At 38.5% G+C, this 12,060-nt stretch carries 13 protein-coding genes; 7 read left to right on the forward strand and 6 right to left on the reverse strand.

Features of this window, described 5'->3' with window-relative positions; genetic code table 11:
• Nucleotides 1-24: 24 nt before the first annotated feature.
• Nucleotides 25-1,554, reverse strand: coding sequence for a DEAD/DEAH box helicase (locus AC27JP_RS11210; RefSeq protein WP_487115041.1), 1,530 nt, complete (start codon nt 1,552-1,554; stop codon nt 25-27).
• A gap of 414 nt (nt 1,555-1,968) precedes the next feature.
• Between AC27JP_RS11210 and AC27JP_RS11215 the strand changes: the two genes are divergently transcribed.
• Nucleotides 1,969-3,261: a lytic murein transglycosylase gene (locus AC27JP_RS11215; protein WP_487115043.1), complete on the forward strand. Its 1,293-nt coding sequence runs from the start codon at nt 1,969-1,971 to the stop codon at nt 3,259-3,261.
• Nucleotides 3,262-3,345: 84 nt separating this feature from the next.
• On the opposite strand, the gene AC27JP_RS11220 is transcribed toward AC27JP_RS11215, so the two are convergent.
• Together AC27JP_RS11220 and AC27JP_RS11225 are read right to left on the reverse strand one after the other, a co-directional pair.
• Nucleotides 3,346-3,717, reverse strand: a complete 372-nt coding sequence (locus AC27JP_RS11220) for a hypothetical protein (protein WP_487115045.1) — start codon at nt 3,715-3,717, stop codon at nt 3,346-3,348.
• Nucleotides 3,718-3,730: 13 nt separating this feature from the next.
• The gene (locus AC27JP_RS11225) at nt 3,731-4,039 is read right to left on the reverse strand and encodes a monooxygenase (protein WP_487115047.1); all 309 of its coding nucleotides are present in this window, start codon (nt 4,037-4,039) and stop codon (nt 3,731-3,733) included.
• Between the two features lie 143 nt (nt 4,040-4,182).
• On the opposite strand from AC27JP_RS11225, the gene AC27JP_RS11230 reads away from it, so the two are divergent.
• The 3 genes from AC27JP_RS11230 (at nt 4,183) to AC27JP_RS11240 (ending at nt 7,147) form a co-directional block, all read left to right on the forward strand.
• The gene (locus AC27JP_RS11230; RefSeq protein WP_487115048.1) at nt 4,183-5,064 is read left to right on the forward strand and encodes a LysR family transcriptional regulator; all 882 of its coding nucleotides are present in this window, start codon (nt 4,183-4,185) and stop codon (nt 5,062-5,064) included.
• Between the two features lie 134 nt (nt 5,065-5,198).
• A complete protein-coding gene (locus tag AC27JP_RS11235; RefSeq protein WP_487115209.1) occupies nt 5,199-6,362 on the forward strand; it encodes a methionine aminotransferase in 1,164 nt (387 codons plus the stop codon).
• Nucleotides 6,350-7,147: an amidohydrolase gene (locus AC27JP_RS11240; protein WP_487115050.1), complete on the forward strand. Its 798-nt coding sequence runs from the start codon at nt 6,350-6,352 to the stop codon at nt 7,145-7,147. Before AC27JP_RS11235 ends, AC27JP_RS11240 begins: the two co-directional genes overlap by 13 nt.
• A gap of 195 nt (nt 7,148-7,342) precedes the next feature.
• Here the strand turns inward: AC27JP_RS11240 and AC27JP_RS11245 are convergent, their stop codons facing one another.
• Nucleotides 7,343-8,032, reverse strand: a complete 690-nt coding sequence (locus AC27JP_RS11245; RefSeq protein WP_487115052.1) for a flagellar brake domain-containing protein — start codon at nt 8,030-8,032, stop codon at nt 7,343-7,345.
• Between the two features lie 311 nt (nt 8,033-8,343).
• Between AC27JP_RS11245 and AC27JP_RS11250 the strand changes: the two genes are divergently transcribed.
• The 3 genes from AC27JP_RS11250 (at nt 8,344) to AC27JP_RS11260 (ending at nt 10,742) form a co-directional block, all read left to right on the forward strand.
• A complete protein-coding gene (locus AC27JP_RS11250) occupies nt 8,344-8,952 on the forward strand; it encodes a peptidylprolyl isomerase (protein WP_487115054.1) in 609 nt (202 codons plus the stop codon).
• A 90-nt stretch (nt 8,953-9,042) separates the two neighbouring features.
• Complete coding sequence (locus AC27JP_RS11255) at nt 9,043-9,747, forward strand: tRNA (adenine(22)-N(1))-methyltransferase (protein ID WP_487115056.1); 705 nt, start codon at nt 9,043-9,045, stop codon at nt 9,745-9,747.
• Between the two features lie 119 nt (nt 9,748-9,866).
• A complete protein-coding gene (locus tag AC27JP_RS11260; protein ID WP_487115058.1) occupies nt 9,867-10,742 on the forward strand; it encodes a 1-acyl-sn-glycerol-3-phosphate acyltransferase in 876 nt (291 codons plus the stop codon).
• Between the two features lie 112 nt (nt 10,743-10,854).
• Here AC27JP_RS11260 and AC27JP_RS11265 read toward each other — a convergent pair whose 3' ends face one another.
• Both AC27JP_RS11265 and AC27JP_RS11270 read right to left on the reverse strand, forming a co-directional pair.
• Nucleotides 10,855-11,100 (reverse strand): hypothetical protein, encoded by a 246-nt coding sequence (locus AC27JP_RS11265; RefSeq protein ID WP_487115060.1) that lies wholly within the window; start codon nt 11,098-11,100, stop codon nt 10,855-10,857.
• A 206-nt stretch (nt 11,101-11,306) separates the two neighbouring features.
• Nucleotides 11,307-11,933: a hypothetical protein gene (locus tag AC27JP_RS11270; RefSeq protein ID WP_487115062.1), complete on the reverse strand. Its 627-nt coding sequence runs from the start codon at nt 11,931-11,933 to the stop codon at nt 11,307-11,309.
• Nucleotides 11,934-12,060: the final 127 nt, after the last annotated feature.

A 12,060-nucleotide genomic window follows, 5' to 3' on the forward strand; every position in this document is an offset into this window, starting at 1 on the left:
TTTAGTCACCTTTTCTCTTCACGCTCAGCCGACTAAGTCTTTCTTGGCTAATGTTGTGATCAAATTACTGACCTTAAATAATAGGCCCTTAATTGATTGGTTTTTATCATGCAGCGCCTCAACTAAGTTAGTACAGCTATCAACCAAGGAGTCACTGTAAGCAAAGCCAATAAGCGCAACTAACTTCACCATACCCTCCTCATCAAGCATCTTATAGCTTTCATTTTGCTGATCATAAACAATATTAACCAATTCAATAGTACTGACAAGTTTTTCCATTCTAGGATTTAGCCTGAGTAACGCTTCGGCTCTCTTGCTTGCCGTTCTATCAACATGCTCTTTACTGACCACTAACTTAGGTCGGGATTTGACACGCTTAACCGGCGGCTTTTTCTTAACAATTTTACGCTCAATTGACTCATGATAGCTGAACTCACCATCAACAAACTGGCCGATATTAGTCACACTTAACCTTTCAGACATTATCGCCGCAGACTTAGCAGTTTTACGAGTAAAGTCTCGATAATCTTCAGCAAAACCATGGGTAGAAATACACTGTGCCAAATCCAAAATCAAAGCATCAGTTTTACCTTTCGAAGCACGTAAACACCTGCCGATAATCTGCAAGTACAACCTTAATATTTTAGTCGGTCGAGCTAAAACAACACAGTCTGTTTCTGGGTCATCAAAGCCAATGGTCAACATCGACATATTAATGATTAAGCGAACCTCGTTGGCTTTATATCGTCGTATGCTTTCATCATTATCATCAATTGAACGTTTAGAATGAACTCGCTCATGCTTAACACCGAGTAAATCAAAAGCATTAGATAGTGCCTCCACATGCTTAATCGAATTGGCAAACAACATAACCTTACGACCTTGCGAAAGCGCATCATCAACAGTCTGCTGGGCAACTAAAGAGCAATGTTCCAACAAGATAAGATCTAAGCCAGAAACACTAAAGTCGCCTCGGTACATTTTGACGGCACTATAATCAATTTCTTGCGATAAACTAGGTACTTTGTAAACCGGTTTGGCTAATTCGCCCGCTTCAATCAGCATTTTAGTGGTGGTTTCTTCAATCAATATCATCGATTGATCAATATAAACCCCTAATCTATCAATCGGTGTCGCAGTCAAACCGATAATCAAGTCAGGTGCTAGTTCTTCGCGCATGGCGATATAAACGCCGCCCATGCAGCCAACATGGTATTCATCACGTAGCAGCACATCACAGGCTATATTGAGGTGTTTTCGTCGAGCAAATGACTGCTCCATCACCAAAGTGACATCACCGCCAGCAACATATTTGTAGCCGGATTTAACCACACTAACAGACAGGCCATTAACGGTGAGGGTATGCAATAGTTGTGGGATCAAGGCGGCATTACGTAAGCTGACAACAACCTTTTTATCAGACATCGCTTGGCACAATTTAAGGATACAAATACTCTTACCGCCACCCGTAGGTAGGGCAATAATTGCATTGCCCCCTGCGCCAATCGCCTTACGAACACTGTTGATTTGATAATCTTTTTCTAATATCTGCATACCATACTACTCGGGCTTATTATTAGTTTTGGTCTTGTAAAACCCGTTATTGCTACGTCTTAGCACATTCACAAACTATAGCTTGCTCGCAACGTAAAACTTCTACGATGAGGGGCATCTGTGATGGCTCTCAAGTTTTGTTGAGAACGGATCATTATAACCTCAAAACACCGCTAAATGCAGACTTCTGCCAGAACATTTATTTAACGCAATTAACTCAATCACTTAGACGTTAACTCTGCAAGTAATTCAGTTCATTACCTATCAAGACTCATCCCCGAAAGCTGAATTACTTAAAAGCCGCTAATTTATCAAAACGATAATTTAATGATTGTTATCAATGTAAAATTTAGTCATGGTGTAATTATCAATATCCCTTTTTTTAAATTTAGCTTTACCAAGGAATGTTTATTTGTGATTTCAACTACTCGTCTTAGCAAATATGTTGCTAAACAATTACCCAATATTTTTCAGTCTCGAAAATCAATCATTATTTTTGCCTTTTTGCCGATGCTCGCCAATGCAGAAATTGCTGATGAAAACTTTAACCAGTGTAAAATCAACTTAGCTCAGCGCGCAGCAAGCACAGGATTCTCACCTTATATTACTGAGTCCGTTATTGGTAATATCTCCCCTATTAAGCGTGTGATCAGCTTAGATAAAAAACAGCCAGAATTTACCCAAACCTTTGAACAATATATTAAGGCTCGGGTTACCAAGTATCACGTTCGTGTTGGTCGAGAAAAACTAAAACAACATAAAGCTTTATTTGATAAATTAGAAAAAAAATACGGTATTCCACGGCAATATTTAGTGTCATTTTGGGGCTTAGAAACCGTATTTGGCAAACATAAAGGTAAAATGTCAGTGCTTAATGCCCTAGCCACATTAGCTTGCGATCAACGCCGAAGCGAGTTTTTCACTCTTGAATTGTTAAATTTATTCACCTTAATTGAAAATAAACAAGTGGTTGTAGAACAACTGCAAGGCTCTTGGGCCGGCGCTATGGGCCACATGCAATTTATGCCCACAGCATTTTTAAAGTATGCGGTAGATGGCGACAACGATGGCAAAGTCGACATTTGGCAAAGTGAGGTTGATGCCTTAACCACAGCCGCCAATTACCTAAACCAAATAGGTTGGCAAAGTAAAGAGCGCTGGGGTAGAGAAGTTAAAATGCCAGAAAACTTCGCCTTTGAAAAAGTAGCCTTTGATCAATATTACCCTTTAACTACCTTTCAACAGTTAGGGGTTAAACAAGCCGATAATAAAGCCCTATCTAACTATGATATTCAAGCAGAACTTTACCTACCTTCGGGGCACCAAGGGCCTGCGTTTTTACTCTATCCAAACTTCAACGTCATCATGACTTGGAACTTGTCGAAAAGTTATGCGCTATCCGTCGGCATATTAGCGAATAAATTAGTCGGCGCTAAAGGCGTAGAACTGTTAACAAATAAATCAGTACAAACTTATAGTGTTGCCGAAATGAAAAACTTACAAAGCCAACTTAATTCATTAGGCTTTGAAACGGGTGAACCAGACGGTATTTGGGGGCCGAAAAGTCGACAAGCCATTCGTTCATTTCAACTACAACATCAGTTAATTGCTGACGGCTATCCCAATAGAGAAGTTTTTTTAGCGGTAAAAACTTTAATGAGCAAAGTTGAACCTAGGTCAACCATAGATAATCATGGAAGTGATTGATAAAAAAGTAATTTAACTTTTAAGAAAGAGTAAAATAGGCAATAAAATGGCGGTTTCCTGCAACCATTTTATTGCCCTGCTAAGCTATTGTTTTGAGTATTGGCGATAACTCACTATCGATAGTAAAGTGAAAAAAGCAGGGTCGGTCCAACCAAAGCCCACAAAAACACCTGTTATACCGGCATATATCGTTATCACAGCCCCTAAAAGGTTAGTAAGGAGCAAGGCAAGAAATAATTTTTTCGCGACTAGTCCTGTTTCTATTTCCCTTAACAACCAGCTAATTAAAGCGATTCCACCTAAAAAGATACTAGTATGTTGTGATAAAAAATAAGCATATTGATCATTTATTTGCACACCATACATTGGCCAAATAGCATCTGGTATCAGAAACAATGCAAAAGCAAATATAAAGTAAATAATGCCATGCACTGATAAAAATACTTTATTCGTCATAATTTGCTTCCCCTTATTTAATAGGCCCTTTGTTTATATTTGACAACGGAACATTGACGTCAAATATTTGTCCTCTAACGTCTTTTATACCCATAGCGTTTAATCTTGCAGTATGCATTTTAAGATAAGCTTGGGCTGAACTTTCATTGTCAAATAAGTATATGCCACCGCCCAATTTAGCTTTTTCACTTTCTGTCCAAATTTTCCATATCATGCCAGGTTCGTGATTTATTGATTCTGCTAAGCCAATTAGCGCATTTGCCATTTCTTCACCAAATGGTCCCGAGTAATCAAAATCTACCTGTAATAATTTATTCATCATCATTCTCCTAAATTTCATCAAATACAAATTAGGCATCAACGCCAAGCGTTGTAACTCCCTTTTTGCAATAACTGCTATAATACCTAGAAAAAACTAACAATAAAGTTCATAAAACTGCCGTCAAATGTGGAGAAAGTAGACCAATGAGACTTAAAACAACGCTTAATCAATGGCTAACCTTACTTGAAGTTGACAAGGCGGGTAGCATTCAAGCCGCGGCATTGGCACTAAATAAAAGCCATACCACCTTAATTTATGCCATTGATAAACTTGAAGAACAACTTGGTGTTGAATTAGTAAAAATAGAAAAGCGGCGAGCGGTACTGACTAATGATGGCAAGTCTTTATTACGACGAGCACAGTCGATGATTGAACAGGCAAGAATTTTAGAAGATATTAGCAATCAATTGGCACAGGAGCTTGAAGCTGAAATTACAGTTGCTATTGATCATCTGTGCGATCGAAACTGGCTGTATCAGCCATTAAGACAGTTTTTTGCTGAGAACACCACTACCTCAGTGAAAATTGTCGAAACTTCACTATCTAAAACAACCAGTACAGTTGAAAACGAAAAAGCTGATATTTCAATTATTAATATTCCTATCACTAATTACCCTTCAGAATTCTTCGGCGCAGTAAATATGATCATTGTTGTTGCAAAAAATCATCCTTTGGCAAATAAGGCTGAGCTCTGTTTGGCTGATTTAGAAGCCAATAGACAAATTGTCGTTCGAGATTTAGGGGCAGTAAATAAGCAAAATGCTGGCTGGCTAAAGTCCAGTTTACGGATAACGGTCGACAATTTCGATCACGCGTGGCAAGCGGTAAAACAAGGATTAGGCTACTGTCGACTACCGCAACATATTGTCGATAAGCACCGTAGTGAAGAAATTGCAGTACTTAACGTTGAGCATGCAAATTGCTTTCAAGTGCCACTTCATCTTACCTTACCTAAAGGCGTACATAGTGGTCCAGTTGCAAATAGCTTATACCAACGATTGCTATCATCGGTAAACAATAGATAACAATTGCACTCATCAGCCGTTAACTTTAACATTTGAGCCATCCTTGCGCTGGCTAGTAAACTAACGCTAAGCGAGCTCAAACAATAAATATAAAATTAAGAGAGTTTTTTGTGACATCATCTTTTACCAGCAAAATGCCCAATGTCGAAACTAGTATTTTCACCGAAATGTCAGTCATGGCCAATCAACATCAGGCGATTAATTTATCGCAAGGCTTCCCAGAATTTGATACTCCTGAGTTTTTAAAAAATAAAATCAATCAGGCAATTAGCGAAGGAAAAAATCAATACTCACCGTCAAATGGTTTACCTGAGCTTTTAACACAAATCGCCGAAATGATACAAAGACAATATCAGTCGCACTTAACACCAGAACAGCAACTTAACGGGCTAAATAACATCACGATAACCTCTGGCGCAACCGAAGCGCTATGGGTCGCAATACAAACACTTGTCAGAGCAAACGATGAAGTAATTATTTTTGACCCGGCTTACGACTCATACGAACCAGCCGTTGAACTTGCAGGTGGCAAGTGCCGACATATCACGCTAAATGCGCCAAGTTATGCGATAAACTGGCAGCATGTCGAGCAAAACATTAATACAAATACTCGCGCCATTATTATTAACAGCCCACATAATCCAACCGGTTCAATACTGAGTGAGTCCGATCTTAATATCCTACAGGCCTTAGTTGATAAACATGACTTATATGTTATTAGTGACGAAGTGTACGAGCACATGACCTTTGACGGTTTACGTCATGAAAGTGTTTTACGTTACCCTGACTTATTTAAACGTGCCTTTGTGGTGTCTAGTTTTGGCAAAACCTTCCATTGTACCGGCTGGAAAATGGGCTATTGCGCCGCACCTGATGAATTGATGGATGAGTTTAGAAAAATTCATCAATACGTGACCTTTTGCTCATTTACGCCAGCGCAAATAGCCATAGCGCAAATGTTAAAACAGCACCCTGCGCACATTACGGAACTCGCCAGTTTTTATCAGCAAAAACGCGATGTCTTAATTAATGCTTTAAAAGGTTCACGCTTTACCTTACTGCCATCAAAAGGCACTTATTTCTTATTGCTAGATTACTCGGCAATATCCGAATTAAATGACCGCGAGTTCTGTCAGTGGTTAACAAAAGAAAAAGGCGTGGCAGCTATTCCACTTAGCCCATTCTATCCTGCTAAGCAAAGGGCTGAATATCATAAAAGCAATAAAGTGATCCGACTTTGTTTTGCAAAAAATGACGATACGTTACGACAAGCAGCGGAAATATTATGTCAACTTTAACCATAGCGGCAGTACAATACGATATTCACTGGTTAGATCAACAGGCGAACTTTAAGCACTTAGAACAGCTTATTTCAGAGTACTTTACAACCAATAGCGCCGTTGACTTATTACTTTTACCCGAAACCTTTTCCACCGGATTTTGTATTAATCGAAAAGACATACAAGAACCTGTAGACGGTGGTATTGCCTTAGCTTGGCTGAAAAAAATTGCTCAGCAATATAACTGTGTTGTTGCTGGCAGTGTTTTAGTCAGCCAAAAAGATAAAAAGGTTAATCGATTTTATTGGGTATTTACCGATGGCAGTGTTGAACATTATGACAAACGGCATTTATTCCGCCTAGGTAGAGAGCAAGACTATGTTGAACAAGGTCAAGAGCGGAAAATAATCACCATAAATGGCATAAAAATACTGCCTTTGGTTTGTTACGATTTACGTTTTCCAGTTTGGTCGCGTAATCGACAAGACTATGACTTGATGATTAACGTGGCAAATTGGCCAGCAGCACGGCGGCATATTTGGGACACCTTGTTAAAAGCCCGAGCAATGGAAAATCAAAGCTTTGTGGTGGGCGTCAATCGCATTGGCGCAGACGGAAACGATACAGGCCATTCTGGCGGCACCGCAATAATTGACTTTACTGGCGAAACCTTAGTTGCTGCCACCGATAATCAACAGCAAATCATTACAGCACAGCTTGATTTTAGCAAGCTGAGTCAATTCAAAGCTGACTTTCCAGCGTTTTTAGATGCTGATGAATTTGAATTAACTATTAGCGAATAAATGAATTAAAGAACTGTTTAGAGAAACTTAAAACAGCCCTTACTTGGGCTGTTTTACATAGTGTTTTAAGCTAACTTATTTACGAATAGTAACCGCATCGTTCGCATCGTTCGCATCGTAGTCATCTAATTTAGTGTTGTTAGTTATATCAAGTGTTAACGCTTGTGAAAACAGGTAACATATAAATATTCAGCTTTACAACATGTTCTGATCAATAAATAGCTGTTCAAGTAAATTACTGACTTGTTTATCATCATCAAAAAACTTTATACCAACACTTACCTTTCCTTGTTCATTTCGGCTATTACAAACATTGGCAAGAATTTTAACTTCACCTGCATTAGGGGACTGAATGCAGACAAAAACATCACGCTTAGTCACCGTTATTTTATTGTTGTCAGCTTTAAATGCGAAACCACAGCCTTTTGTCGATATATCGCCAATAATGCCATTTAAGCGAATACTTTTCTGATCACCTGTTTCTGAATCGACCATGATACTTGCTGGTAAATGAGTAGCAATTCGCTGCTGTAAGCGTAACTGACGACTTTCAATTTTTTTAGGATAATTTAATATAATAAAGTTTTCTGGGTATTTGGTTATATGTTTTATGGTCGAACGAAAAGCAAAACATTCACCGCGATCCCCTTCTAGAATATAACGTGCAATAACTACGTTACCTTCAACTAGTACATCTTGGTAATCACTACCTCTCGACGAAACAGGGTATTTTAAGATGATATATCTACCCATTTCATAGCCGATTAAAGGGACTTTAATACGAACTTTAACCGGATGACTCATTTCTACATCGACCACTTTTCCAGGTTGAAGCTCAAAGCCATGTAATACCGATGATGGTGCTTTTGGGGTTGATACAGCCATTAATCCCTTAAAACTATGTTTATGAATTCTCTACCAATATAAATAAGTAAGCGACTTTAAACAATGGCTAATTTTTACTTTTTGGTGGAGCAAAACACAACCCTTACTCATGCCTTAGTTATGATCTAGTTATGGTCTAGGCTTTGATATTTTTCACTTGCAGTTTATTTAACGCTTGGAATCGATAAATGCAGGTAAGAAATTTCGGCTCTTTAATCAGTTTTAAATACCTTTGATAAGCGACAGAGATAACTGCTAAAATATTTTTTCTTTGATTAAATATTTATCCCATTCTAATAAAAGGTACCGGCGTGATCAGACTTTCACTATTTATTCTTACAATACTAATGTCATTTCAACTGCTCGCCGCCAATACTAAAGGGCAATATATTCAACCAAATAACCTTTCACCAAAAGTACGGATAGAAACCAACATGGGTAATGTAGTCATTGAGCTTGACCGATACCGGGCTAAAATTACCGTGGATAACTTCTTGGGCTATGTAACCCGAGGGCAGTACGATAAAACCTTAATCCACCGCGTAGAAGAAGGCTATCTTATTCAGGGTGGTGGCTTTATGACTAACTATACCGACGTTGAGCCCGACAAGCCTATTTTTAATGAGTCTGGCAATGGCTTGAAAAATAGAGAAGGCACTATCGCGATGGCGAAGCAGCTTAACGATGCGCACTCTGCGACCAATCAATTCTTTATCAACTTAAATGACAATACTAATTTAGACCCCGGTAGCTCATGGGGTTATGCAGTATTTGGCGAAGTGATAGAAGGTTACGAAATACTAGAAGCTATAGCGCAGGTAGAGGTTGGTTACAGTGAGGAATTAGGCTACACCACAGTGCCGAAAAAAATGATCACGATTATCAGAGTAGTGATTCTTGATGAAGAACCGCTAGAATAAGTAGAGTAAAGCTAATAACAAAATTGTTAAACATTAACGCTAGCGGTTCTGTACAATACTGGCGTTTTTAATCACGACAAAGCAACTTTTTTGAAAAACAACTTGAAACTCAGTAAACGCTTACAGCAAATTGAAAAAATGGTCGTCTCTCATTACGATCATATTTGGGACTGTTGTTGTGATCATGGCTTATTAGGCTTTTCGTTATTATCGCGCCAAGCGGGTAGCAATATTCACTTTGTCGATATTGTTCCCGAGCTGATGACCAACGTCGAGAAAAAGCTTGAGCGATTTTATCCAAGTTCACCATGGAAAACCCACTGCCTCGACGTTGCCAAGTTGCCGCTAGCGCAACATCAAGGCAAGCACTTAATTATTATTGCCGGTGTTGGCGGTGACCTGATGATCCAATTCATAGCAGCGATTTATCAGCAGCACAAAAATTTGAATATTGATTTTCTACTCTGCCCGGTTCATCACCAGTTTTCCTTGCGTCAAAAATTAATCGAGCTAGATTTTAGTTTAAAAGACGAAGTGCTGATTGAAGAAAATCAGCGATGCTATGAAGTCATACTAGTTTCATCCGTGAGTCATGAAACTCAAAAAATCAATCCTGTTGGCGATAAAATTTGGCAGCCAACCTCAAGTAGGCAAACTGAAATAGTTAATAACTATTTACATAAAACCCTTAGTCATTACCAACGTATACAGCAAGGAGCTTTGCAAGCTTCTTTGCACAGTAAAGTAAATAACGTGCAACACATTGTTGATGCTTACCAAGCACTAAAACAATAGTGCAACTAATCTCCTGTGAACAAAACTTAGCCATAACAATTTTTACTCTATATCAATGTTTTCTGCCGCTTACATGCTAGAATATTAGCTATATTCAACGTAACAACTATCCCATTATCATGGCTAAAAAATCACTCACCATTCGTGAGAAAACTATTTTCGACGGTGTTTTCACTAAATATTTCCTGAAATTCCTTTTTACCCTTTGGTTCAAAATTGCCGGTTGGAAACTTTGTAAAAATGCCCCAGAAGGCGCTGGTGTCGCTATTGCTGCGCCTCACACCTCGAATTGGGATTTCTTTTACGCACTTGGCGCTGCCATTCAACAAGATGTAAAAATATACTTTTCAATTAAAGACAGCATTTGCCGAGTGCCGGTATTAGGCACTTGGCTAATGTACCTTGGCGCAATTCCAATTGACCGCTCAGAAAACGGCGTTGGCCAAGTTCAACAAATAAAAGACTTTATCGATAGCCAAAAATTAGGTCGTGTATTTTTCTTATTTACCCCAGAAGGTACCCGTGGTGCCGTACCTAAATGGAAAACCGGCTTTTATCATGTAGCCCAAGGATGCGATTTACCTATTTTTCTAGCCAAAGTGGACTATCTAAGTAAAGAATCTGGCGTTTTTCATACCTTCAAATTAACCGAGAATAAAGAGCATGACATTAAAGCGATGCAAGCCTCTTATAAAACCATTCGCGGTAAATTTCCGTTACATCAGTACCCAGCATACACAGGTAGCATGCCAAAATTATCTGAAGCGGAAGCGAAAATAATCAAGGCGATGTACTCTTTTAAAGGTGTCGCTACTAAAATGGAAATTATCGCAAAAGCTAAACTCGATGAGCTATCAACCAACATGTTAGACTTTTTAGTTGAGAAAGGCATGTTGGAAAAAATATCGCCATCAACGAATAGTAATGAACCTAGCTATCAACTAACTTTTGCTGGTAAAGGCTGTTGTTTGCATTTATCGACAAGTGTTTTGTAACTGTGCTTATTTCTTATTACTAGCAAGGGGGGAATATCTTAAAAATATTCCCCCCTTAAGTTTTCTACTCAATCGAAGTTGCAGCGCAATAAAGCTGCTAAATATTTTTTTGCTACTTTTCGCGGTAATTAATAACATAGCTTAACGCAAACTCAGGTTGTTCAAAGTCTTGGCAAGTATCACTAATCCCCAGATAAAGAATCGAATTTATTTCTTCCTGAATATACTCTTCACTCGATGAGTCTCTTAGCTTTCTTAATAGCTCAACCGCTAGATCTTCATTAGAGTAACAACCAAAACGAACAGCAGAGTAAATTCGAGCATATTTATCTTTTTGCTCTGCTGCTTCCTCTAGCAATGCATTACCTTTCTCTTCGCCCGTTAAAAAACCAAGAATGAATTTTGCTCGAGCATTATCACGAAACTCAACGAGGTATTTCAGTAAAGTTTTTGCTTTATACTCAGACTGCGGAAAAACCTCACTGCGCGTGCCTCTCTTATTAAAAAGTAAACCAGAATGATATGCATAAGCGTAAAGCAGAATATCATGAGTTTTTCGTTTATCTAAAGCTTTAGGTAACGCATCAATCTCTTTATTTTCGATAAATTGCTTCTGCTGTTGATTGTTTTGTTCGTAATGTAGAAAAATTGAAATTCTCTAAAAAATACAGCACCGACTACAGAAATATATGAAGTGGCAGTAATAGCAACAAGTAGAATAGGTAAGGAAATCATCCAATTATTTCTTAATTGCTTATTACTTGAGTGAGGCTCTGGAGACGTTAAATAGGAATGCGCTCTATGCTCTTCAAATGGTACTTCAATGCGGGCAATTTTTTTGGCGCTAATAGCACCTGCAGCGTAAAGTCCAAATAATAGAAACGCCCAGGTTGTTCCTGACCAAACGATATTTAAACTAAAAGCAACAATGACAATAAAACTATGAGAGATAACAGCTATGAGCCCGAACAATCCTGTCATCCCTCTACCATGAAAGCGAACCGCACAACCGATAACTAAACCACTGAGCAGTAGCATAATTGGTGAAAAGTTTGAGTTATATGAGTTTACAAAGCTCCAAGAAATAATAAGGGGGATAGTCCACAGAGCGCTACCTAGTACTGCTAACAACGCATTTTGCTTATTTAACTTTTCTTCAACCTTATCAAGTTGCGCTTGTTCAATTTGCATCTAACTCTTCCAACATTTTTTGAGTTTACAACTAAGGCTATTCAATTAGCCGTCATTATTTTCTAGGCGATATTGAAACAAGTAAATGAAATAGGGTCAACTATATAAAGCATTAACTCATAGTGAA

The organism is Colwellia sp. SU-HH01172, assembly GCF_057553355.1.

Coding starts and splice junctions, on each gene's coding strand:
- AC27JP_RS11210 (WP_487115041.1), bottom strand. CDS start 1,554: ATGCAGATATTAGAAAAAGATTATCAAATCAACAGTGTTCGTAAGGCG.
- AC27JP_RS11220 (WP_487115045.1), bottom strand. CDS start 3,717: ATGACGAATAAAGTATTTTTATCAGTGCATGGCATTATTTACTTTATA.
- AC27JP_RS11225 (WP_487115047.1), bottom strand. CDS start 4,039: ATGATGAATAAATTATTACAGGTAGATTTTGATTACTCGGGACCATTT.
- AC27JP_RS11230 (WP_487115048.1), top strand. CDS start 4,183: ATGAGACTTAAAACAACGCTTAATCAATGGCTAACCTTACTTGAAGTT.
- AC27JP_RS11235 (WP_487115209.1), top strand. CDS start 5,199: ATGCCCAATGTCGAAACTAGTATTTTCACCGAAATGTCAGTCATGGCC.
- AC27JP_RS11240 (WP_487115050.1), top strand. CDS start 6,350: ATGTCAACTTTAACCATAGCGGCAGTACAATACGATATTCACTGGTTA.
- AC27JP_RS11245 (WP_487115052.1), bottom strand. CDS start 8,032: ATGGCTGTATCAACCCCAAAAGCACCATCATCGGTATTACATGGCTTT.
- AC27JP_RS11260 (WP_487115058.1), top strand. CDS start 9,867: ATGGCTAAAAAATCACTCACCATTCGTGAGAAAACTATTTTCGACGGT.
- AC27JP_RS11270 (WP_487115062.1), bottom strand. CDS start 11,933: ATGCAAATTGAACAAGCGCAACTTGATAAGGTTGAAGAAAAGTTAAAT.